The sequence below is a fragment of the Leifsonia sp. NCR5 genome, assembly GCF_002105485.1.
Lineage (GTDB): Bacteria > Actinomycetota > Actinomycetes > Actinomycetales > Microbacteriaceae > Leifsonia.
The window spans coordinates 122402-143718 of record NZ_NCSR01000010.1 but is presented as its reverse complement, the minus strand read 5'-3'; the positions used below and the strand labels follow the sequence as shown (position 1 = coordinate 143718).

20 protein-coding genes are annotated in these 21317 nt (G+C 69.4%); 13 read left to right on the top strand and 7 right to left on the bottom strand.

Annotated features, from left to right (window positions below; genetic code table 11):
- The first annotated feature begins 18 nt into the window (after positions 1-18).
- Genes B7438_RS10675 through B7438_RS10665 form a run of 3 tightly spaced genes read left to right on the top strand, consistent with a single transcriptional unit; the run spans position 19 to position 2700 of the window.
- Positions 19-1836, top strand: coding sequence for a glycoside hydrolase family 15 protein (locus tag B7438_RS10675; protein ID WP_085369530.1), 1818 nt, complete (start codon positions 19-21; stop codon positions 1834-1836).
- A 37-nt stretch (positions 1837-1873) separates the two neighbouring features.
- Positions 1874-2164, top strand: a complete 291-nt coding sequence (clpS, locus tag B7438_RS10670; protein ID WP_085369529.1) for an ATP-dependent Clp protease adapter ClpS — start codon at positions 1874-1876, stop codon at positions 2162-2164.
- Positions 2161-2700 carry a DUF2017 family protein gene (locus tag B7438_RS10665; RefSeq protein WP_085369528.1) on the top strand — a complete coding sequence of 180 codons (540 nt, stop codon included), beginning with the start codon at positions 2161-2163 and terminating at the stop codon, positions 2698-2700. Before clpS ends, B7438_RS10665 begins: the two co-directional genes overlap by 4 nt.
- Positions 2701-2743: 43 nt before the next feature.
- Here B7438_RS10665 and B7438_RS10660 read toward each other — a convergent pair whose 3' ends face one another.
- Positions 2744-3865 (bottom strand): hypothetical protein, encoded by a 1122-nt coding sequence (locus B7438_RS10660; RefSeq protein ID WP_085369527.1) that lies wholly within the window; start codon positions 3863-3865, stop codon positions 2744-2746.
- A 122-nt stretch (positions 3866-3987) separates the two neighbouring features.
- Here B7438_RS10660 and B7438_RS10655 point away from each other — a divergent pair, with 122 nt between their 5' ends.
- The 7 genes from B7438_RS10655 to B7438_RS10625 all read left to right on the top strand — a co-directional run bounded on the left by B7438_RS10655 (position 3988) and on the right by B7438_RS10625 (position 12538).
- Positions 3988-6102, top strand: coding sequence for a hypothetical protein (locus B7438_RS10655; RefSeq protein WP_085369526.1), 2115 nt, complete (start codon positions 3988-3990; stop codon positions 6100-6102).
- Positions 6099-7124 (top strand): LacI family DNA-binding transcriptional regulator, encoded by a 1026-nt coding sequence (locus B7438_RS10650; RefSeq protein ID WP_085369525.1) that lies wholly within the window; start codon positions 6099-6101, stop codon positions 7122-7124. The genes B7438_RS10655 and B7438_RS10650 overlap by 4 nt, the downstream gene beginning before the upstream one ends.
- A 19-nt stretch (positions 7125-7143) precedes the next feature.
- Positions 7144-8436, top strand: a complete 1293-nt coding sequence (locus B7438_RS10645; protein WP_085369524.1) for a sugar ABC transporter substrate-binding protein — start codon at positions 7144-7146, stop codon at positions 8434-8436.
- A gap of 7 nt (positions 8437-8443) precedes the next feature.
- Positions 8444-9430 carry a carbohydrate ABC transporter permease gene (locus tag B7438_RS10640; protein ID WP_085369523.1) on the top strand — a complete coding sequence of 329 codons (987 nt, stop codon included), beginning with the start codon at positions 8444-8446 and terminating at the stop codon, positions 9428-9430.
- Positions 9427-10323, top strand: a complete 897-nt coding sequence (locus tag B7438_RS10635) for a carbohydrate ABC transporter permease (RefSeq protein WP_085369522.1) — start codon at positions 9427-9429, stop codon at positions 10321-10323. The genes B7438_RS10640 and B7438_RS10635 overlap by 4 nt, the downstream gene beginning before the upstream one ends.
- Positions 10324-10403: 80 nt before the next feature.
- Complete coding sequence (locus tag B7438_RS10630; protein WP_085369521.1) at positions 10404-11471, top strand: hypothetical protein; 1068 nt, start codon at positions 10404-10406, stop codon at positions 11469-11471.
- Positions 11468-12538, top strand: coding sequence for a glycosidase (locus B7438_RS10625; protein ID WP_085369520.1), 1071 nt, complete (start codon positions 11468-11470; stop codon positions 12536-12538). Before B7438_RS10630 ends, B7438_RS10625 begins: the two co-directional genes overlap by 4 nt.
- 200 nt (positions 12539-12738) lie before the next feature.
- On the opposite strand, the gene B7438_RS20540 is transcribed toward B7438_RS10625, so the two are convergent.
- A complete protein-coding gene (locus tag B7438_RS20540) occupies positions 12739-13380 on the bottom strand; it encodes a hypothetical protein (RefSeq protein WP_179150784.1) in 642 nt (213 codons plus the stop codon).
- A gap of 206 nt (positions 13381-13586) precedes the next feature.
- On the opposite strand from B7438_RS20540, the gene B7438_RS20235 reads away from it, so the two are divergent.
- The 3 genes from B7438_RS20235 to B7438_RS10610 are packed head-to-tail and all read left to right on the top strand — an operon-like array spanning position 13587 to position 16051.
- Positions 13587-13928: a YciI family protein gene (locus B7438_RS20235; protein ID WP_143465773.1), complete on the top strand. Its 342-nt coding sequence runs from the start codon at positions 13587-13589 to the stop codon at positions 13926-13928.
- 5 nt (positions 13929-13933) lie between these two features.
- The gene (locus tag B7438_RS10615) at positions 13934-15181 is read left to right on the top strand and encodes an RNA polymerase sigma factor (RefSeq protein WP_306293892.1); all 1248 of its coding nucleotides are present in this window, start codon (positions 13934-13936) and stop codon (positions 15179-15181) included.
- A 27-nt stretch (positions 15182-15208) separates the two neighbouring features.
- Entirely contained in the window at positions 15209-16051 is an 843-nt protein-coding gene (locus B7438_RS10610) for an NAD(P)-dependent oxidoreductase (RefSeq protein ID WP_085369517.1), read from the top strand.
- Between the two features lie 18 nt (positions 16052-16069).
- Here the strand turns inward: B7438_RS10610 and B7438_RS10605 are convergent, their stop codons facing one another.
- The 5 genes from B7438_RS10605 to B7438_RS10585 are packed head-to-tail and all read right to left on the bottom strand — an operon-like array spanning position 16070 to position 21239.
- Entirely contained in the window at positions 16070-17107 is a 1038-nt protein-coding gene (locus tag B7438_RS10605) for a Gfo/Idh/MocA family protein (RefSeq protein ID WP_085369516.1), read from the bottom strand.
- Complete coding sequence (locus B7438_RS10600) at positions 17104-18153, bottom strand: Gfo/Idh/MocA family protein (RefSeq protein WP_085369515.1); 1050 nt, start codon at positions 18151-18153, stop codon at positions 17104-17106. Before B7438_RS10600 ends, B7438_RS10605 begins: the two co-directional genes overlap by 4 nt.
- Positions 18154-18170: 17 nt before the next feature.
- Positions 18171-19025, bottom strand: a complete 855-nt coding sequence (locus B7438_RS20840; protein ID WP_085369514.1) for a carbohydrate ABC transporter permease — start codon at positions 19023-19025, stop codon at positions 18171-18173.
- Positions 19018-19974: a carbohydrate ABC transporter permease gene (locus B7438_RS10590; protein ID WP_085369513.1), complete on the bottom strand. Its 957-nt coding sequence runs from the start codon at positions 19972-19974 to the stop codon at positions 19018-19020. Before B7438_RS10590 ends, B7438_RS20840 begins: the two co-directional genes overlap by 8 nt.
- A complete protein-coding gene (locus B7438_RS10585; RefSeq protein ID WP_085369512.1) occupies positions 19974-21239 on the bottom strand; it encodes a sugar ABC transporter substrate-binding protein in 1266 nt (421 codons plus the stop codon). The genes B7438_RS10590 and B7438_RS10585 overlap by 1 nt, the downstream gene beginning before the upstream one ends.
- Between the last annotated feature and the right edge of the window lie 78 nt (positions 21240-21317).

Below are 21317 nucleotides of genomic sequence, written 5' to 3'. Positions count from 1 at the left end.
ACGGCCATACTGGAAGACATGTCGCTCCCCATCGAGGATTACGCCCTGATCAGTGACTGCTTCACGGGGGCCCTCGTCGGACGGGACGGCAGCATCGACTGGCTGTGCCTCCCCCGCTACGACGCGCAGTCGATGTTCGGCTCGCTGCTCGGCACGGAGGACCACGGGCGCTGGCTGCTCGCGCCGAGCGATCCGGATGCGCGCTCCGTGCGCCGCTACGAGGGCGACACGATGATCCTCGTCACCACCTGGACCACCGACAGCGGCGAGGTCGAGGTCACGGACGCGATGCCGATGGGCGACGGCCGGGCCGACCTGGTCAGGAGGGTGCGCGGCATCCGGGGCACCGTGCGGATGCGCCAGGACCTGCGCATCCGGTTCGGATACGCCAGCGCCATCCCGTGGGTGCGCAAGGACGGCTCCGAGCATCCGCCCGCGCTCATCGCCGTTGCAGGACCGGACGCGATCGTCGTGCGCGGCTCGGCGCTGCGGGCGACCGACCACGCGCACTCCGGCGAGTTCGCGATCACCGCCGGCGAGACCATCGACCTCAGCCTCACCTGGTTCCGGTCGCACAGGCACACCCCGTCTGCTCCGAACGTGGAGAAGGCGCTCGCCCGCACCCGCGACTGGTGGTCGAAGTGGGCGGAGGGCTGCCAGCACGACGGGCCGTACCGCGACGAGGTCGTGCGGTCGCTTCTGCTGCTGCGGGCCCTGACGCACCTGCAGACCGGTGGGATCGTCGCCGCGGCGACCACGTCGCTGCCGGAGAGCTTCGGCGGAGAACGCAACTGGGACTACCGGTACGTCTGGCTCCGGGATGCGTCGCTCACCATCTCCGCGCTGCTCGCCCACGGCTACGACGACTACGTCGACCACTGGAGGGACTGGCTGCTGCGCGCCGTCGCCGGAGATCCGGGCGACGTGCAGATCATGTACGGCCTCTCCGGTGAGCGCGACCTCTCCGAGCGCATCATCACCACCCTGCCCGGCTATCAGGGCGCCGCTCCCGTCCGGATCGGCAACGAGGCATCCACCCAGTTCCAGGCCGACGTGATCGGCGAGGTGATGCTCGCCCTCGACCACGGCCGCAGGAATGGCGTTGCGGAGACCAGGCTGTCCTGGGCGCTGCAGCGCGCGCTGATGGGCTACCTCGAAGACCATTGGCACGAGGCGGACCACGGCATCTGGGAGATCCGGGGAACCCCGCGGTTCTTCACGCACTCGCGGGCGCTGGTCTGGGCGGCATTCGACTGCGCGATCCGCGCGGTGGAGGACCACGGGCTCGACGGGCCTGTCGACCGCTGGCGGCAGCGCAGGGACGAGGTGCGCGCCGACGTGGAGGCGCACGGCTTCGACAAGGAGCGCGGGACGTACGTGCAGCACTTCGGCACCACCGAGGTGGACGCCTCCCTGCTGCAGCTGGCCCAGGTGGGCTACTGCGACTGGAACGACCCGCGGATGCTCGGCACCGTGCGCGCGCTGGAATCCGACCTGATGCGCGACGGCCTGCTGCTGCGCTACCGCACCGAGAACGGGGTGGACGGGTTGCCGCCCGGCGAGCATCCCTTCCTCGCCTGCTCGTTCTGGCTGGTGGAGCAGTACGCCCGCTCGGGCAGGGTGGACGATGCGCGCGAGCTGATGGACAGGCTGGTCGCGCTCGCCAACGACGTCGGCATGCTGTCGGAGGAGTACGACGTCTCCGGCGGCTCCCAGGCGGGCAACACGCCCCAGGCGCTCACCCACCTGACGCTCGTGCGGGCGGCGGATGCCATCTCCGACGCCCTCGGCCTCGGGCACGAACCGACCAGGGATGTCGTGCGCGGCCGGCGGTAGACTCTGTGACCGTGTTCCACCTCCCTGAGGACGCGTCGTGACCGACGCGTCGACCATCGAAGAGACCGAGCTCGGCGAACGCCTGGAGCTCGGATCGCCCTGGGTGACCATCGTCTGGAACGACCCCGTCAACCTGATGTCGTACGTGAGCTACGTCTTCCAGAGCTATTTCGGCTTCCCGCGCTCCGAGGCCGAGCGCCTGATGCTGCTCGTGCACAACGCCGGCCGCGCGGTCGTCGCGACGGGGACGCGCGAGGAGATGGAGCGGCACGTCGAGGCGATGCACGACTTCGGGCTCTGGGCGACCCTCACCAAGGCGGACGAGTGAAGCCGTTCCGGCGCGCGAGGGACGGCGCCATCGTCGCCGTGTTCGAGCGCGAGGAGGCCGAGATCATCGCCCGGCTGGCCTCGGAGTCCGCGGAGCTGGTCGAGGCGGTGCGGTCCGGGGTCGACCCGGCGAGCGATCCGGCCCTGCTGCGGCTGCTCCCGGATGCGTACCCCGACGACGCCGAGGCGTCCGTCGAGTTCCGGCGGTTCACCACGGACGGGCTCGCCGAGCGGAAGGCGCTGAACGCCGTGACCGTGGTGGAAGCGCTGAGCGCGGCGGGCGGCGTCGGCAACAGCGGCGGCGGCGGCTCGGCGCGCGGGCGCGTCGAGGTGCGGCTGGACGCGCAGGAGGCGACAGCGTGGATGCGCGCGATCGGCGACATCCGGCTGGTGCTCGCCTCCCGGCTCGGCATCGTGGAGGACGGAGACGACGGCGACGTGCACGACGACGAGACCGCCATGCTGCGCGCGATCTACGACTGGCTCGCGTTCGTGCAGGACACGCTCGTCGGCGCGGTGTGGAAGGACGCGCGCTGAGACACGCGCGGAGGCGCGCCCTCGCTCCCTCTCCCGTTCCCGGTCAGACCGGGAAGCGCACCGCCGCCGCCGCAGGAGCGCCGCCGGGGATCTCCTCCGCGCGCAGCGCGTACACGGTCGCCTTCGAGCCGAGCGCCCTGCGCAGGATCTCGTCGACGACACCGTAGTTGCCGGGCTCGTCCTCGTCCGCGTACGTGATGGCACCCGTCTCCTCGTCGAGCGTGCCAGGCACGCGCCGGTCGATGTCGACCACGATCGACTCGACGGCACCGTATGTCGCCGCCCTGGCCATGTCACTGAGGTCGGTGGTGGCCGTTCCGGCCGCCAGCCGCGCCTCGAAGTCCGCCTTCAGGGCTTCGGCCTTCCGCGCGTACACCGCGTCCAGGATGAGGCGCGCCTCCGCCGCGAGCTCCTCGTCCGTCTTGTCCTCCGGGTTGCCCGTGATCGTCTCGGGCACCAGCTTCGGGTAGGTGTTCACGTTGCGGAAGATCCCGATGAGGGGTTCGGCCGCCGCCAGGATGAGCGGGTCGGTCGAGTTGGCGAGGATGGGGTGCAGGGCGCGCTCGATCGCCTGGACGTACTCGCGCATCCTGACCTTCTGGCCTTCTGAGCCTTGGATGCGCCCATCCGGTGCCCGGCCGTTGATCGAGGCGACACCGGCCGCGTCCGCGACGTCCTTCGGCAGCCCGGGAACGTCGACGGTGGCCGCCGACGCCTGCGGGGAGACCTGGATGAGACGCACCGAGTTCTGCGCGAGCGCGAGGATCAGGGCGGTCTGCGGGAACGTGATCGTGCGCAGCAGCGGCTTCACGTAGAAGCGGTCGGCGATGTCGCAGGACGACCCCAGCCGGTTCGGCAGCCGGAAGGTCTCGCTGAGCTCGCCGTCGAGGAACACCGCGAGCGACCGCGACTGGTATCGCCAGAAGTCCCTGTCCTCCAGGATCGCCTCGCCCTCGCGCTGGATGGCGGCGATCCGCTGCTTCGGGATGCCGTCCTCCTCGAGCTTCTTGACCGCCTGCGCGAGGTGGTTCTTCAATTCGATCCTGGCGCGGTCCGCTTCGGCGGGGACGGTGCCTGTCGGCAGGTAGATGGTCACGGAGCCCGGTTGCCTCAACGCCGCGAACCTCTCGATGTCGGCCTTCGTGGGAATGTCTTTGTATTCCATTTCCGACTCCCTCGGTCGAGTGCTGTCCGGTCTCGCCAGTCTGGTCGTGCCCCCTCCCGTTGACAAGCCCCGAAAACGCGCCTACCGTCACCTAAACCGGTTTAGACACAAAGGACGCGACGATGCGAGACCTCCGAAACCACCCAGTACGACGCCGCTCGACGGCGATCTTCGCCCTCATTCTCGGCGGCACGATGGCCGCCACGCTCGGCGCGCTTCCCGCGCAGGCCGCCGCCCCCGCGGCGACCACCGCATCCACTGTCGCAGCCACCGGGACGGCTGCCACCGCCGCGGCTCCGGCGAAGCTGACGAACCTCGCGCACCTCGACTGGCTGCAGGCCGATGTCCCCCTGCTGCCCGGCGTCGACGGCCACACGACGTACCGCCAGGCCGAGGAGCCGACCGCCCGCGCACCGTGGGTCTACGCCGACCGCAACTCCGACGGGACCTTCCGTCGCGTCGGTGGTGGGCCGATCACCGACGCAGCGAAGGGCTGGTACGCGCAGGGCGCCTTCGACGCCGACGACATCTCCCGGGCCGCCGTCGTCTATCTGCGCGACTGGGCGCAGAACGGCACCGCCAGCAGCAAGCAGTCCGCGTACGAACTGCTGCGCTCGCTCACCTACCTGCAGACCGCGACCGGCCCGAACGCGGGCGGCGTCGTGCTCTGGCAGCAGTCCGACGGCACCCTGAACCCGTCGGCCATCCCGGTCGAGCTTCCCGACCCGAGCGACTCGGCCGAGTCGTTCTGGCTCGCGCGCACCGTCTGGGCGCTCGGAGAAGGCTACGCAGGCTTCGCAGCCACCGACCCGGCGTTCGCCTCGTTCCTGAAAGACCGGATGGACCTCTCCCTCTCCGCCCTGCAGCGCCAGTCGCTGTCGAAGTACGGCATCACGGTCCAGGCCAACGGGGTCACCGTCCCTGCCTGGCTGATCGTGGGAAGCGCGAGCGCCACCAGCGAGGCGGTGCTCGGCCTCAGCGCGTACGTGAAGGCGGCGCCGGGCGACCAGGCGGCGGCCACGGCGCTCTCCCGCTACGCGGAGGGCATCGCGGGGCTCGCCAGCGGCGGCATCGGGCAGTGGCCGTTCGGCGCGCTCCTGCCGGAGGCCAACTCCCCCACGTTCTGGCACGCCTGGGGCGGGATGGAGCCCGCTGCCCTCTCACGCGCGGCGACCGTGCTCGGCAGGCAAGACCTGCAGAAGACCGCCGCGACGGACGCCGCCCAGTTCACCGCCCAGCTCCTCGCCTCGGGCGGCCCGGACAACGGCTGGACGCCGACCCCGGCGGACACCACGCAGATCGCCTACGGCGTCGACTCGCGCCTCGAAGGGCTGCTGTCCGTCGCCGACGCCACCGGCGCATCCGGGCTCACCCAGCTGGCGGCAGCCCAGGCGGCCTGGTACTTCGGCGCCAACCCGGCCGGCGTCCCCGTCTACGACCCGGCCACCGGCGTGTGCGTCGACGGGATCGGGGCGGACACGACCGTGAACCGCAACTGCGGGGCGGAGTCGGTCATCCACACCGAGCTGTCGATGCTGGCACTGGATGCGCATCCCGCCGTCGCCGCGCAGGCCACGGCCCTCACCCGCACCACCGCGACGGACGGCCTCGCGGTCGTCGAGGCGGAGAACGGCGCGCTGACCGGGTCGGCCACCGTGGTCACGCCGCCCTCGGCGTGGACGGGATCGGCCAACTGGTCGGGCGGGAAGTACGTGACGGCGAAAGCCGGGGACACGATCACGCTGACGCTCCCGGCCGGGCACGCTCTCGCGAGCATCCTGCCCATCGCCGACCTCGGCTCCGGAGGATCGGGCAAGACCGTCTGGACGGCCACGGCCGGGCGGATCACGCTCCCGATCGGCACGACCGTCAACGCGGCGGCCGAAGCCCAGGGCATCGCGCCCACCACGGTGCACCTCAAGCCGCAGACGCTGCCGGTCCCCGTGCTCCCCGCGGTGCGCACCGTCACGGCGCGCGTCGGCGGACCGGTGAGCCTCGACGCCGTGCTCGTGCAGCCGGTGGTGTCGCACCTCGGGCTGGCCGGCGCATCCACCGGGCTCGACGTGTACGTCAACGGCACGAAGCTGCCGACGCTGACGAAGCTCGCAGGCACCGGCCCCGTGACCGTGACCCGGTACGACAAGACCGGCCACCAGGTCGGCTCCCCCGCGAAGCTCGGCGGTCACGCCGTGGTCGTCGTCGAGGCCGGAGGGTTCACGACGGTGGTGCCCCGATGAGCGCGGCGACGGTCACGATCAACGACGTCGCCAAGGCGGCGGGCGTGAGCAAGGGGCTCGTCTCCCTCGCGCTCAACGACCGCCGCGGGGTGGCGCCGGACACCCGGGACCGCATCCTGACGGTGGCGCGTGAGCTGGGCTGGAGCCCCAACCCGGGCGCCAGGGGTCTCAGCACGAAGCGGGCGTACGCCCTCGGCCTGATCCTCCGCCGCGACCCGCGCACCATCGAGGTCGACCCGTTCTTCCCCGCGTTCATCGCCGGTGTGGAGACGGTGCTCGCCGAGCGCGGACAGGTGCTCGTGCTCACCGTCGTGCCGGACGAGGAAGCGGAGCGGCGCGCGTACAGCAGGCTGGCCGCCGACAAGCGGGTCGACGGCTTCCTGCTGACCGACCTGCTCGCGCACGACGAACGCATCCCGTTCATCCACGGGCTCGGGATGCAAGCGGTGTCGCTCGGAGAGCCGGGCAACGACACGCCGTTCCCCGTCATCACCCGCGACTACGACGCCGGCATCGACGACCTCGTCTCCCACCTCATCGGTCTCGGCCACCGGAGGATCGTGCACGTCTCCGGCGACGAGAGGATGCTGCACGGCCGCAAGCGGCGGGAACGGTACGAGCACGCGATGCTCGCCGCCGGGCTGACCCCGGTGGTCGTGCCCACCGACTTCTCGCCCGAACAGGGCGCGGAGGCCACCAAGGCCCTGCTCGACGGTCCGGACCGGCCCACCGCGATCGTCTACGGCAACGACCCGATGGCCATCGCCGGGATGGGCGTCGCGCACGAGCGCGGCCTCCGGCTCCCCCAGGACCTCTCGATCACGGGCCTCGACGGCTCGCAGATCGGGACATACGTCTACCCGTCGCTGACCACCATCGACAACGACCCGACCGGATGGGGCATCGCCGCCGCCACCGCACTGCTGCGGCTGGTGGAAGACGGCGAGCCGGCCGACGTCGCCCTGCCCCCTGCACGACTCGTCGTGCGCGCATCGACCGCGGCACCCGCCGGCGGCGAGTGAAACACAAAGGAACGAAAGAATGCAAAGACGCAGGATCATGCTCAGCATCGTCACCGCCGGTGCCATCGCCGGTGCCCTCGCGGCCTGCGGGTCGAGCGGGGGCGGCTCGTCCGACGCCATGAAGGCGAAGGGTCCGATCACCATCTGGTACTCGAACAACGAGCAGGAGGTGCAGTGGGGCAAGGCGATGGTCTCCTCCTGGAACTCCGCCCACCCCGACCAGAAGATCAAGGCTCAGGAGGTTCCGGCCGGCAAGAGCACGGAGGAAGTGCTCGGCGCGGCCATCACCGCGGGCACGACGCCCTGCCTGGTGTTCAACAACCTCCCCGCCGTCACCGGTCAGTTCGAGAAGCAGGGCGGCCTCGTCGACCTGTCGAAGTTCTCCGACGGCGACTCGTACATCCAGGCCAGGAGCGGAAGCGCGGCCGACCAGTACAAGTCGGCGGACGGCGACTTCTACCAGATGCCGTGGAAGCAGAACCCGGTGATGATCTTCTACAACAAGGACATCTTCGCGAAGGCCGGACTCGACCCGGACAACCCCGACCTGTCGACGTACGACAAGTTCCTGACGGCGGCCAAGCAGGTCACCTCCAGCGGCGCGGCGCAGTACGCCATCTATCCAGCACCGACCAGTGAGTTCTTCCAGCCGAACTTCGACTACCTGCCGCTCCTGGCCGCCCAGACCGGAGGAAAGGGCCTGATCGAGAACGGCAAGGCCACCATCGACAGCGCGGACGGCCTCGAGGTCGCGAACTTCTGGAAGAGCATCTACTCCCAGGGCCTCGCGGGCAAGGAGCAGTTCCAGGGCGACGCGTTCGCCGACGGCAAGTCGGCCATGGCCATCGTCGGCCCGTGGGCCATCGCGTACTACGGGGACAAGGTGAAGTGGGGCTCCGTGCCCGTCCCGACCAAGGACGGCGTCGCGGCGGACAAGACGTACACCTTCCCCGACGCCAAGAACGTCGGCATGTACACCTCCTGCAAGAACCAGGGCACGGCGTGGGATGTGCTCAAGTTCGCCACGAGCAAGGACCAGGACAACAAGCTCCTGAACGTCACAGGCCAGATGCCGATCCGTGACAACCTCGCCTCCGTCTACGCCGACTACTTCGCCGCCCACCCGGCGTACAAGGAGTTCGGCGCCCAGTCGGCGCGCACGGTCGACGACCCGTCCGGCCCGAACACCGTCGCGCAGCTGCAGGCGCTCCGGGATGCGTACACCAAGTCCGTGATCTCCGGCTCCGGCAGCGTGGAGGACGCGTTCAAGGCGGCGGCCGAGAAGATCGACTCGCTGCAGAACAAGAAGTAGGCGGAGCATGTCCAGCATCCGCACCACCACCACGGCGGCCGGGGGCGGCAACGCCCCCGCCGCCGGGCGGCAGCCACGCGGCGGCAGACAGAACCAGGCCGCCAAGCCGCTGCTGCAGCGCATCTTCGGACGGAACCCGCTCGGCTGGCTGTTCAGCGCGCCGTATCTGATCTTCGTGATCGTGATCTTCGCGTACCCGCTGCTGTTCGCGATCTACATGTCATTCTTCGACTACTTCTTCGCGGCTCCCGGAGCGAACGTCGACCGCCCGTTCGTCGGTCTCGACAACTACGTGACGGCGTTCACCGACCCCGCCGTGCTGCAGTCGTTCGCGAACGTCGGCATCTTCCTCGTCATCAACGTGCCGTTGACGGTCGTGCTCAGCCTGGTGCTGGCGAGCGGCCTGAACAGCATCAAGCGGTTCCGCACCTTCCTGCGGGTCAGCTACTACGTGCCGTACGTCACGGCGAGCGTCGCGATCATCGGCGTCTGGCTGTTCCTGTTCAACCAGGACGGCCTGGTCAACCAGATCCTCGGGCCGCTCGCACCGAACCCCACTTGGTTCGTCAACCCGACCCTGGCGATGCCGATGATCGCCATCTACGTCACCTGGAAGCAGCTCGGCTTCTACATCCTGCTCTACCTGGCCGCGCTGCAGAACGTGCCGACCGAGCTCTACGAGTCCGCGGCGACCGACGGGGCGGGCCGGGTGCGGCAGTTCTTCTCGGTGACGATCCCCGGCGTCCGGCCGGCGACGGTCCTGGTGCTGCTGCTGTCGACCATCGTCGGCGCCAACCTGTTCACCGAGCCGTACCTGCTGACGGGAGGCGGAGGGCCGAACGGCGCATCCACGTCCCCCGTGCTGCTGATCTACCAGCAGGGCATCCAGCAGGGCCACCCGGGATACGCGGCCGCGATCGGCATCGTCCTGGTCGTGGTGGTGCTCATCATCGCTTTCTTGCAGAACCGATTCGCGGGAGACAGAGAATCATGACGACGACAGCAGCCCCGGCCCGCAAACGCCGGAAGACCGATCTGTCCTCTCCCCGGCAGCTCAGCAGGGGGCAGGCGGTGCTGCAGGGCATCGTGCTCACCATCGGCGCGCTGGCGTTCCTGTTCCCGTTCTATTACATGCTCGTCGGCTCCCTGCAGGCGTCTCCGGACACGACGGTCGCCGGGGCCTTCCCGACGCCGGGCAACCTGACGTTCAACAACTACGTCAACATCAACGACCGCATCAACCTGTGGAGCGGGCTCGCCAGCTCGGGGATCTTCACCGGCGGCGTGCTGCTCTGCACGGTCGTGTTCGGCCTGCTCGCCGGGTACGCGCTGTCCATCCTGCGGTGGCGGGGGCGCGGCGTGACGTTCGCGCTGGCGCTGCTCGTGCAGGTGGTGCCGTTCCAGCTGCTGATGGTGCCGCTCTACGTGCTGATCGCGCGCAACTACGGTCTCGCCGACAACTATCTCGGCATGATCCTGCCGTTCGCGATCAACTCGACGGCGGTGCTGATCTTCCGGCAGTACTTCCTGCAGATCCCGAAGGAACTGTTCGACGCGGCCAGGATCGACGGGGCCGGCGAGTTCATGATCCTGCGCAGGGTGGCGCTCCCGCTGGTGCGACCGGCGCTGGTGACCGTGCTGCTGCTGACCTTCATCGGGCCCTGGAACGAGTTCCTCTGGCCGTTCCTGATCACCAAGGAGCAGACGATGCAGCCGCTCGCCGTCTCGCTGGCGAACTACATCAGCACGGTCGCCGCCTCCACCACGAACCCGTACGGCGCGATCCTCGCCGGGGCGGTCGTGCTGGCCGCGCCGGTGGTGGTGCTGTTCATCGTGTTCCAGCGCTACTTCACGTCGACGGACATCGGCTCCGGTGTGAAGGGCTGACCCGCATCCACGGGGCGCCGACCCACCATCCCCTTTCCGCCCATCCCTTTCCGCCCATCCCTTTCCGACCGAGGAGTACCGTGAAAGCCGTCGACACCGACGACCTCAGAGAGAGCTTCGCCGACGCCCTCGCCCACACCAACGCGCTCACCGACCGCATCTCGACCGACCAGTTCTCCGCCCATTACGCGGAGACGCCGCCGTGGGCGATCGGGCCGTTCGCCCGGGATGCGTCGCTCACCTTCCGACTGGACGGCCAGTGGAACGACCCCACCGGCATCGGCTGGACGAGCGACTCGATCTTCAACCCGACGGTGATCGAGCGCGACGGAGCCCTGCACCTCTTCTACCGCGCCTCCCCGCGGAAGGAGTCGACGGCCAGCCGCATCGGCCACGCCGTGCGCAGGGACGGGGTGTGGACGGACTCGCCCGCCAACCCGGTGATCTACCCGACGCTCGAGAACGAGGTGCTCGGCTGCGAAGACCCCAAGGTCTACGGCGTCGACGGCCGCTACGTCCTGTTCTACAACGCCATCCGCCGCACCGAGACGGGCGAGGTGGCCTGCGACATCATGGTCGCCACCTCCGACGACCTGGAGCACTGGGAGAAGCAGGGCCTCGCCGTGCCGTACGACGTGTCGCAGAACTGGGCGAAAGGCGCGGTGGTGCCCCGGGATGCGGACGGGAACGCCGTGCGCATCGGCGGCGAGTACCTGATGTTCCTCTCCGAGGGCTGCGGAGGGCGCCCGATGATCGGCCACTCCGACGACCTCGTGCACTGGACCTTCGTCGAGCAGCCGTACCTCGATCTCACCCCGCTGAACGGCTCGCTCTACGAGGTGGCCTGCGCGGTGGTCGACGGCGACGACCTGGTGCTCGACTTCTTCTACGCGGACGAGCACGGCGACTTCGCCGCGGCGCAGGCGCTCTACGCGCGATCCGCCCCGTTCACGCAGCTCGCCATCAACCGCGGCGGCTCGCTCGCCTGGGGAGGGCTGCAGAGACTCGACGACGACTGGATCTTCGCCCAGGGCTGGGATGCGCCGCCCGGCTCCCGCGAGATGTACTTCTACCGTTCCACCCGGCGCACCGACCGCACTGACCGCACCGACCGCACCGACCGCACCATCGCAGAGGAGGAAGCATGAGCTCCCCCGACGACTTCCCGTACGCCCTCACCAGAGCGGGCGTGATCATGGCCCCGGAGCCCGGCAACCCGCTCGAGGCGGAGGGGGTGCTCAACCCGGCCACCGGCCACGCGCCGGACGGCACGCTGTACCTGCTGCCGAGGCTCGTGGCGGAGGGCAACATCTCCCGCGTCGGGCTCGCCAGGGTGGACATCGAAGGCGGCGTCCCGCTCGGCGTCACCCGCGAGGCGGTCGTGCTCGAGCCGGAGCGGGAGTGGGAGTCCGGCGCGAACAACGCGGGCGTCGAGGACCCGCGCGTGACGTTCATCCCGGCTCTCGGCACGCACGTGATGACGTACGTGGCGTTCGGCCCGCTCGGCCCGCGCACGGCGGTCGCCGTCTCCGACGACCTCCGCTCCTGGCAGCGCCTCGGCCCCGTGACCTTCGAGTACGACGACGCCCTCGGCGTCGACCTCGGGCTCTACCACAACAAGGACACGGTGTTCTTTCCCGAGCCCGTGGTCGCGCCGGACGGCAGACCCAGCCTTGCGGTGCTGCACCGCCCGGCCTGGGAGCTCGGCGAGGTGCGCCCCGGCGAAGGCAACCGCCCGCCGGCCACCGTGCCGGACCCGCGCCCCAGCATCTGGATCGCCTTCATCCCCCTGGATGCAGTCCTCGCCGACCGCAGAGAGCTCGCCCGCTGGCGCGGCAACCGCTTCCTGGCCGGCCCCGAGCATCCCTTCGAGGAGCTGAAGATCGGCGCAGGTCCAGCGCCGATCCGCGTCCCGGAGGGCTGGCTGCTCCTGCACCACGGCGTGACGGGCGTGATCGTCAACGCGATGGCCCAGCAGCAGAACGTCAACTACGGCGCCGGCGCGATGATCCTCGACGCCGACGAGCCCTGGCGGGTCATCGACCGCACCGACGCCCCGCTCCTCGAGGCAGAGACGGAGGACGAGCGCAGCGGCATCGTGCCGAACGTGGTGTTCCCGACGGCGATCGAGACGATCGAAGGCCAGCGCTACGTGTTCTACGGGATGGCCGACTCGAAGATCGGGGTGGCGCGGCTGGACCGCACAGAGAAGTGACGAGCGCCCGGCGCGAATCCCTCGCGCCGGGCGCTCCGGCGGTGCCTAGTGGCCGTTGCGATCCTGTCGGCGGCGCCGACGGCGAACCCACACCGCGCAGGCCACGATAACCGCGACGATTCCGCCGATCATCAGCAGGGTATTCACGTTCCAGAGAGCCAGTGGCGACATCTGTGTCCTCCGTTCTGGTCAGCTCCGAGCTATGCCCACGTCACGGTGGCTTTGCCGCCGGCGACGGTGAGCCGGAGCTCGAAGTTCGTGGTGAAGAGGGTTGCGCACATCGTCGCCTTGAGATTGAGCTGCGCCCGGTTGCTCGTGGGCTTCCCGAGGTAGGTGACGGACGATCCGCAATCCGGCCAGAGTGACCATCCCGCACCCCACGGGTTTGCCGTGACGGTGTTCGTGCCGAGGTTGTACGAGGTGTAGAAGCTCATGGCGACCGCGCCGACCCAGGTGTCGATCTTGCAGCCGTTGTACTGCTTCCCGTTCACCGAGCATCCGGTGATGCCGCGACTCACGATGGACGCCGGGGACGCCCGCTCGACCCGAGTCACCTGAATCGAGCCATCCCGAAACGTCGACACGGTATAGGAGCCATCCGCGCGCGTGCTCTCTTGGGTGGAGACGGGCTCGACCCCCTTCATCGAGTCCCAGCGACCTCCGGCTAGATACGTGCTGACCAGTCGATCCTGGGTGGATTCATCGGCACCGTACTCTGCGAGAAACGCGCGCGCCTCTGGCATGTCGTTGGGCGCCGTCGTGGCAGGGGCGAACCCGGTGGTGAGCGCGCCCATCGCTACTGCCGAGGCGATGGCCGTCCATGTTCTGAGGCGACGGTGCATGTTCGTTCTCCCATTCTTCGTCGAATGGCCGCTGATGCGGCTTGGTCATCGAACATAGCACCTTCTGCAATAGAAACATTTTACCTGCATTCAACCCCGCCCTGGCGGTCCTCCTCCGCACGGACGAGACTGCACACTAATCACCCGGCCCATGTCGAAATCACCTGCCCCCATTCGTATAGACGGTGAGAGAAACGGAGAACACCATGACTCAGTACCTGCTCAGCGTCTACCAGCCCGACGGGCCCATCCCGGAGCCGGAGGTGATGGCGGCGATCGATGCGGCCGTCGGCGCCGTCGACCGGGATATGCGCGCATCCGGCGTGTGGGTCTTCTCGAACGGGCTGCTTCCCGCGTCGTCGTCGACCGTGCTGCGGCCGGCAGACGGCGAGGTGCTCATCACCGACGGCCCGTTCGCGGAGGGCAAGGAGCATCTCGGCGGGTTCAGCATCGTCGACGTGCCCGACCTGGATGCGGCGCTCGACTGGGGCAGGCGGCTCGCCGTCGCGACCACGCTGCCCATCGAAGTGCGTCCGTTCGCGGGCTGACCGGCGTGGAGCCCGCGGTCGGCAGCGACGACATCGCGCGGGTCTTCCGTGCAGAGTACGGCCGCGCGGTCTCCGTCCTGTACCGCGTCTTCGGCGATCTGAGCGTCGCCGAGGACGCGGTGCAGGATGCGTTCACGACGGCGGCCGTCCGCTGGCCGGAGGACGGCATCCCGCCTGCGCCGGCCGGATGGATCATCACGACCGCCCGCCGTAAAGCCATCGACCGGCTGCGCCGCGAGGCCACCGGACGCGACCGTGAGGCGGAGGCGGCGCTCCTGCACGAGCAGGATGCGCCAGACATCGCAGAGGAGGGACCGGTGGACGACGACAGGCTGCGCCTGATCTTCACCTGCTGCCACCCGGCGCTCGCCCCGGCCAGCAGGGTGGCGCTCACGCTGCGGCTGCTCGGCGGCCTCAGCACGGCGGAGATCGCGCGGGCGTTCCTCGTGCAGGAGTCCGCGATGGGCCAGCGGCTGTCCAGGGCGAAGGCGAAGATCCGGGATGCGCGCATCCCGTTCCGCATCCCGTCCGACGCCGACCTCCCCGACCGGCTCGCCTCGGTGCTGACGGTCGTGTACCTGATCTTCACCGAGGGATACACCGCGTCGGCGGGCGACAGGCTGGTGCGCGACGAGCTGTGCGGCGAGGCGATCCGGCTGGCCAGGCTGCTGGTCGAGCTGATGCCGGACGAGGAGGAGGCGCTCGGCCTGCTCGCGCTGCTGCTGCTCGTCGACGCCCGACGTGCAGCCCGGGTGGACGCGCAGGGCAGGCTCGTGCCGCTTCCGCACCAGGACCGCACCCTCTGGGACGGGGCGCGCATCGCCGAAGGCCAGGACATCCTCCGCACCTGCCTGCGCAGGAACCGGCCGGGCAGCTTCCAGCTCCAGGCCGCGATCCAGGCGGTGCACGACGACGCGCGCATCCCGGAGCAGACCGACTGGCCGCAGATCGTGACGATCTACGACCAGCTGCTGGCCGTGCATCCCTCCCCCGTCGTCGCGCTCAACCGGGCTGTCGCTGTCGCCGAGGTCGACGGCCCTGCGGCGGCGCTGGCCGAGACGGACAGGCTGGTGGATGCGCTCGGCGCGTTCCACCTGCTGCACGCGATCCGCGCCGACCTGTTCGTCCGGCTGGGGCGGCCCGACGAGGCCGCCGCCGCGTACGAGGCGGCCATCGCGCTCGCCGACAACGCCGCCGAGCGTGAGTTCCTGACGGCGGCGCGTGCCAGGCTCACCGCGTCGCCTCTTCCCTAGCCGCCCGCATCGGCGCAGAGTGGAGACATGAACATCGCATTCCTCGGGCTCGGCCGCATGGGCCGCGAGCTCGTCCCCCACCTGATCGACGCCGGTCACCGCGTGACCGTGTGGAACCGTTCCCCGGAGCCTGCGCAGGCGATGGGCCGGCGTGGAGCGGCGGTGGCGCAGACCGCGACGGAAGCGGTAGACGGCGCGCAGGCCGTGATCTCCGCCCTGTTCGGACCGGACGCCGTGCGCGAGGTGATCGTCGACGGCGGGCTGCCGTTCGCATCCGGGGCCGTGTGGATCGACATCACCACCGTCTCACCCGCCGACGCCGCCGACTTCAGCGCGTGGGCGGCGGGCGCCGGAGTCTCGTACGTGCACTCCCCCGTCATCGGCTCCCTCGCGCCCGCCCGCGCCGCCTCCCTCGGCGTCCTCATCGGCGGAGAGCACGACGCCGCCCGCATCGCGCGCACCATCGTCGCCCTCTGGGCGGACCCCAACAAGCTCAGGATGCTCGACACCCCCGAGCAGGCGGCAGCGGGCAAGCTCGTCGCCAACCTCGCCCTCGCCGTCTCGTTCGAGGGGTTGGTGGAGGCGCTGCGCCTCGGCGAGTCCGGCGGCCTCAGCGCCGAGCAGGTGCTCGACACCCTCGGCATCACGGCGCTCGCGCCGATGGCCGCGATGAAGGGCGGCCCCGTCGTCTCCGGCGACTTCGACGACACCCAGTTCTCCGCAGCCCTGCTCGCGAAGGACACCCGGCTGATGCTGGCGACCTCGCGCGACCCCTTGCCCGCCGTGTCGCTGGTGTCGGCCGCGCTAGAGGACGCGGTCGACACCGGCGACGGCGACAAGGACTTCTCGGTCATCGCCGCCCGACGCTAGGGAGGCAACGGGCGACCGCTACAGCGCGACCGGCTGCCCGTCCAGGGCGGAGCGGCGTGCGGCGTCCACCACCTGCAGCGTGCGCAGCCCCACCTGCCCGTCCGGCACCGCCTCCCGGCCGGAGCGCACCGCGTCGAGGAACTCGGCGAGCATCAGAGCGTCGAGGTCGTCGCCGACGCCCTCCCAGACCTCGCCGTCGACGGTCTGCCCCGCGATGTGCGGTGCGAACGGCGCGATGGTGATGTTGCCCTTCGTGCCGGTGAGCTGCAGTGTGAGCCCTCCCCAGGTGGGCGCGTTCTCCGGCATCGTCCAGGAGCAGTCGATCGTCGCGACCACGCCGCCCGGATAGGTCGCGGTCACCAGGCCGCCGGTCTCCACCCGCAGCGCGTCGTCGGCGTGCAGAATGCTGTTCGAGACGGCGCGCACCGTGGTCGGCAGGGCGCCGAGCAGGTCGTCGAGCAGGTCGGCGCAGTGCACGACGTGGTCGACCAGCGCGCCGCCGCCCGCGAGCGCAGGATCGATGAACCAGGCGCGGTCGGCCGGGAGCTTGCCGTTGTTCGTTCCGCGGATGCCGATGATGTCGCCCAGCTGGCCGGCGCGCACTCTGGCGCGCGCATCCACGAACGACGGCGCGAAGCGCACCGGGTATGCGGTCATCATGGTCACGCCTGCGCGCTCGGCGGCGTCGAGCATCGCCCGGCCGTCGTCGACCGTCGTCGCGAGCGGCTTCTCGCACAGGATGTGCGCCCCGGCCGCCGCTGCGGCCTCGACCAGCGGGCGGTGCCTGGCGTTCTCCGCCGTGACGATCACCGCATCCGGGCCCCAGGCGAGCGCCGCCTCGTAGTCGGCGACGTAGTGCACCCCGATGGATGCGGCCAGCGCCTCCCCGCGGAGGGCGGCATCCGGGGCGGCAGCGCCGTCGGGGTCTGTGGCGATCAGCTCGATGTCGTCGCGCCCGGCGAGCAGTCGGCAGTATCCGATCGCGTGCGGATGGGCGAACGAGAGAACGGCGATCTTGAGCGGGCGGGTCACGGTGTCTCCTGTTCCGGCGGTCATGCGCCGACGTTCTCTGCGATGTGCGATCCTGCGACGGACGGGTCGGCGACGGCCAGGCCGGTCCCCTGGTCGATGTCGACAGCGCACCCGGTGCGGAGCGACGCGGCGGCCGCCTCCGCGATCGCGACGGCGCGCACGCCGTCCTCCGGCGTCACGACCGCATCGGTTCCGTCCACGACCGCCTCCAGGAAGGCGGCGAGCTGCCGGGTGTACGGGCTGACGGCGGTGGTGGACGGCGGAAGGTAGCCGTCCCCGGACACACCGGCCGGGAAGTCGAGCACCGTCGCGGTGTCCTTCCGCGAGTCGATGGAGAGCGTTCCCCTGCTGCCCGCGACGTCGGTACTCGTGCGGAACACCGTGCCGTCCGGTCCCCAGGTGCCCTGCACGTGGCTGATCGCACCGCTCGCGTGGGTGAGGGTGACGTGCGCCGTGACGATGCCGGGCACGATGCCGTCGACGCTCTCCGGGCTCTGCACCGCGTAGACCTGCGTGACCTCACCGGCCAGCCACCTGGCCTGGTCGAGATCGTGGATCATCTGGTCGAGGATGATGCCTCCCCCGGCGTTCTCGTCGAAGAACCACGAGCCGGCGCGGGGCGCCTGCCCGCCGCGCACGAAACGCAGCACGGCAGGGTCGCCGATGCGGCCGGCATCCACCTGGGCCTTCACCGCGACGTATTCGGGGAAGAACCGGACGACGTGAGCGGGGAACAGCCGCACCCCCGCGTCCGCGGCGGCGTCGGCGAGCTCGCGCGCATCGGCCGCCGTGACGGAGAGGGGCTTCTCGCAGATCACGTGCTTGCCGGCCGCGATGGCCGAGAGCGCCAGCTCCTTGTGGCTGTTGCTCGACGTGACGATGTCGACGAGGTCGCTCGCCGCGAGCAGCGAGTCCAGGTCGGTGGCGATGTCGAAGCCGTACTCCGCCGCGAGCGCCTCAGCGCCCTCGTGGGAGTAAACGGTGACCGGCACGCCCAGCGCCGCCCATCCGGATGCGTGCACCTGCGAGATCCCGCCGGCGCCGATGAGGCCGACTCGGAGTGTATTCACGAACGTGTCTGTTCTTTCTATTTGAGACCGGAGAATGCGATGCCGTCGATGACGCGCTTCTGCATGATCAGGAAGAGGATGAGCACCGGCGCCATCGCCAGGAGGCTGGCGGCGAGCAGGAGCGGGTAGTCGGGGATCGACCGCTGGCTGGTGAGCGTCGCGATACCGGCCGAGAGCGGCATCTGGGTCGAGTCCGTCGCGACGATGAGCGGCCAGAGCAGGTCGTTCCACGAGGCGAGCACCGTGATGATCGCGAGCGCGGACAGGCCGGGCTTGGCGAGCGGCAGCATCACCTTCCAGAAGGTCTGGAAGTGGTTCGCTCCGTCGAGGCGGGCCGCCTCGGCCAGTTCGTCGGGCAGGCCGAGGAAGAACTGGCGCATCAGGAAGGTGCCGAACGCGCTGAAGATGCCGGGGGCGGCGATCCCGGCGATGGTGTTGAGCCAGCCGAGGCCCTGCACGATCTGGTACTGCGGCAGCAGGTACACCTGCGGCGGCACCATCAGGATGGCGAGCACGAGTGCGAAGATCGTCCGCTTGAACGGGAACGACATCCTGGCGAACGCATACCCGGCCATCGAGCACAGCAACAGCTGGCCGACCGTGCGGATCACCGTGACGGCGACCGACACCCAGAGCTGGTTGAGGAACGGCAGCTGGTCGAACACGTGGGCGAAGTTCTCCCAGTGCAGCGTGCCGGGCCAGACGGTCGGCGGAACGGAGGTGACCTGCGCGTTCGTGGACAGCGACATCAGGATCTGCCAGACGAACGGGAAGATCATCACGATCGACGCGACGATCAGGACGAGGTGGGTGACACCCGTCCCCACCCGGGCGCGCCCCGATTTCGCGCCGACGACGACGGAGCTAGACATACGTCACCCACCTCTTCTGCATCCGGAACTGGATGATCGTGAACACGCCGACGAGCACGAGGATCGCCATGCCGACGGCGGCTGCGTAGCCGTTGTCGCCGGTCTGCTGGTGGGCGAAGAACAGGTACACCATCGACTGGGTCTGGTTGAGCGCCGGGTTCTGCGTCCCCATCAGCGCGTAGAGCAGGTCGAACAGCTGGAAGCCGGTGATGACCGTCATGACGGAGACGAAGAAGATCGACGGGCTGAGCAGCGGAACCGTGATCGAGAAGAACTGCCGCAGCCTGCTCGCGCCGTCGAGGCTCGACGCCTCGTACATCTCCGGCGGGATGCCCTTCATGCCGGCGGAGAGCACGATGAGGTTGAAGCCGAGCGAGATCCACATCCCGACCAGTCCCACCGCGATCAGTGCGACCCATTCGGTGGAGAGCCAGTTCGGTCCCTTGATCCCGATCAGCGACAGCGCGTAGTTGATGACGCCGAAGTCGCCGTTGAAGATGATCCGCCAGACCATCGAGACGGCGGCGGGCATCGCGACGTACGGCAGGAAGAACGCCGTGCGGTACAGGGCGGCGAAGCGCAGCCCCGGCCGGTTGATCAGGCTGGCGAAGATGACCGCGAGCGGGATGCCGATCAGCAGGAAGCCGATGTAGATCAGCGTGTTGACGATCGAGCGCCAGAACGACGGGTCGGCGAGCATCGCCTGGTAGTTCGCCAGTCCACTCCAGGTCGCCCCTCCGAAGACGCCCCAGGTGGTGAAGCTGAAGTACGCGTTCCGGATGATCGGCCAGATGTAGAAGACGAGGACGCCGAACAGCAGCGGGGCGACGAACAGGGCCGCCCACAGCCATTCCTTCCGGTCGGTGCGCCGCTTGCGCGGTGCGGCCGGCCGGGTGGCGGGCGCCGTGGTCACGACGCCCGCCTCCTGGGTTGCGGTGGACAGGGACATTACTCTTTGGCGAGGTCCGCGTTCATCTGCTTGGCGAGCTGCTTGGCCACGTCGGCCACCGGGCGCTTGCCGGAGAACGCGTCGGGGAGCAGGTCGTTCTCGGCCTTGTTCCACGCTGCCGTGTTCTTGGAGATGGGGTACGGGTACGCGTAGTCCGCCGCCGCCTTCTCGAAGATGTTCAGATCCCACGGCGCCGTCTTGACGAAGGCGTCCTGGGTGCCGTTGAACGCGGGGTTCGCCGCGCCCATCTCCGCCTGGGTCTGCGCCGCCTGCTTGCCGGCGAGGTAGGTCTGGAACGCCACGGCCGCCGGCTTGTTCTTGGAGTCCTTGGCGACGACGTTGGCGAGACCGTGGATGACCGTGGCCTGCTTCTCGCCCTTGGGCAGAGGAGCGAGGGCGATCGTGTCCTTGATCGGCGATGCGAGGAGTTCGGAGTTCAGCCAGGTGCCCGACCAGATCATGGCCGACTTGCTGTTGATGAACCACTGGTCCTGCGGGGTGTCCGACAGCTGCGACGGCGTCGGCGACGACCCGTCCGCGACGAGGTCGCGCACGAACTGCAGCCCCTTGATCGCTGCGGCGGAGTCGTAGCCCGACTTCTTGCCGTCGGACGAGATGATGTCGCCGCCGGCCTGCAGGATCGTGTTGTAGTAGACCTCCTGGCCGCCGCTCAGACCGCTCGCGACGCCGTAGACACCCTCGGCCTTCAGCTTGTCGGAGATCGCCTTGGCCTTCTGGTGGAAGTCGTCCCAGGTCCAGTCGGCCGTCGGGTACGCGACGCCGGCCTTGTCGAAGACCGCCTTGTTGTAGAAGACGCCGATCGTGTCGAAGTCCTTCGGAGCCCCGTACTGCTTGCCGTCGTAGCTGTAGAGCTCGTCGAGCGCCTTCGGGTAGTTCGACGGGTCGATGCCGGAGCCGATCGGCTCGAGCAGCCCGTTGGATGCGTACAGCTGGAAGTTCGGTCCGTTCATCCAGAACACGTCGGGCAGCGTCTTCGACGAGCCCTGCGTCTGCAGCTTGGTGAAGTAGTTCTGGTACGGCGTCACCTGGCTGGTGACCTTGATGTTCGGATACTCCTTGTTGAAGTCCTTGATCAGCGCCTCCATCGCGGGCTTCTGGTTGACGTCCCAGTATGCGTAGGAGATCGAGGCCGACAGATTATGATCGGCAGTGGCACCGGAGCCGCTTCCAGTGTTGGACGAGCATCCGGCCAGAAGGGCAGCGGCTGCGACCGCCGCCCCGGCGGCTAGTAGGGCTTTTCGCATTGGTTCTCCTTGAAATGTGAGTGTTGTTGTGGTGCCTCCCGGGCCGGCGACTTGTCCTCGCCGGCCCGGGAATACCGC

Excerpts from the sequence above, each read along its gene's own strand:
- B7438_RS10675 (WP_085369530.1), top strand. The coding sequence starts at position 19 with ATGTCGCTCCCCATCGAGGATTACGCCCTGATCAGTGACTGCTTCACG.
- B7438_RS10660 (WP_085369527.1), bottom strand. The coding sequence starts at position 3,865 with ATGGAATACAAAGACATTCCCACGAAGGCCGACATCGAGAGGTTCGCG.
- B7438_RS10655 (WP_085369526.1), top strand. The coding sequence starts at position 3,988 with ATGCGAGACCTCCGAAACCACCCAGTACGACGCCGCTCGACGGCGATC.
- B7438_RS10650 (WP_085369525.1), top strand. The coding sequence starts at position 6,099 with ATGAGCGCGGCGACGGTCACGATCAACGACGTCGCCAAGGCGGCGGGC.
- B7438_RS10645 (WP_085369524.1), top strand. The coding sequence starts at position 7,144 with ATGCAAAGACGCAGGATCATGCTCAGCATCGTCACCGCCGGTGCCATC.
- B7438_RS10640 (WP_085369523.1), top strand. The coding sequence starts at position 8,444 with ATGTCCAGCATCCGCACCACCACCACGGCGGCCGGGGGCGGCAACGCC.
- B7438_RS10635 (WP_085369522.1), top strand. The coding sequence starts at position 9,427 with ATGACGACGACAGCAGCCCCGGCCCGCAAACGCCGGAAGACCGATCTG.
- B7438_RS10625 (WP_085369520.1), top strand. The coding sequence starts at position 11,468 with ATGAGCTCCCCCGACGACTTCCCGTACGCCCTCACCAGAGCGGGCGTG.
- B7438_RS20540 (WP_179150784.1), bottom strand. The coding sequence starts at position 13,380 with ATGCACCGTCGCCTCAGAACATGGACGGCCATCGCCTCGGCAGTAGCG.
- B7438_RS20235 (WP_143465773.1), top strand. The coding sequence starts at position 13,587 with ATGACTCAGTACCTGCTCAGCGTCTACCAGCCCGACGGGCCCATCCCG.
- B7438_RS10610 (WP_085369517.1), top strand. The coding sequence starts at position 15,209 with ATGAACATCGCATTCCTCGGGCTCGGCCGCATGGGCCGCGAGCTCGTC.
- B7438_RS10605 (WP_085369516.1), bottom strand. The coding sequence starts at position 17,107 with ATGACCGCCGGAACAGGAGACACCGTGACCCGCCCGCTCAAGATCGCC.
- B7438_RS20840 (WP_085369514.1), bottom strand. The coding sequence starts at position 19,025 with ATGTCTAGCTCCGTCGTCGTCGGCGCGAAATCGGGGCGCGCCCGGGTG.
- B7438_RS10590 (WP_085369513.1), bottom strand. The coding sequence starts at position 19,974 with ATGTCCCTGTCCACCGCAACCCAGGAGGCGGGCGTCGTGACCACGGCG.
- B7438_RS10585 (WP_085369512.1), bottom strand. The coding sequence starts at position 21,239 with ATGCGAAAAGCCCTACTAGCCGCCGGGGCGGCGGTCGCAGCCGCTGCC.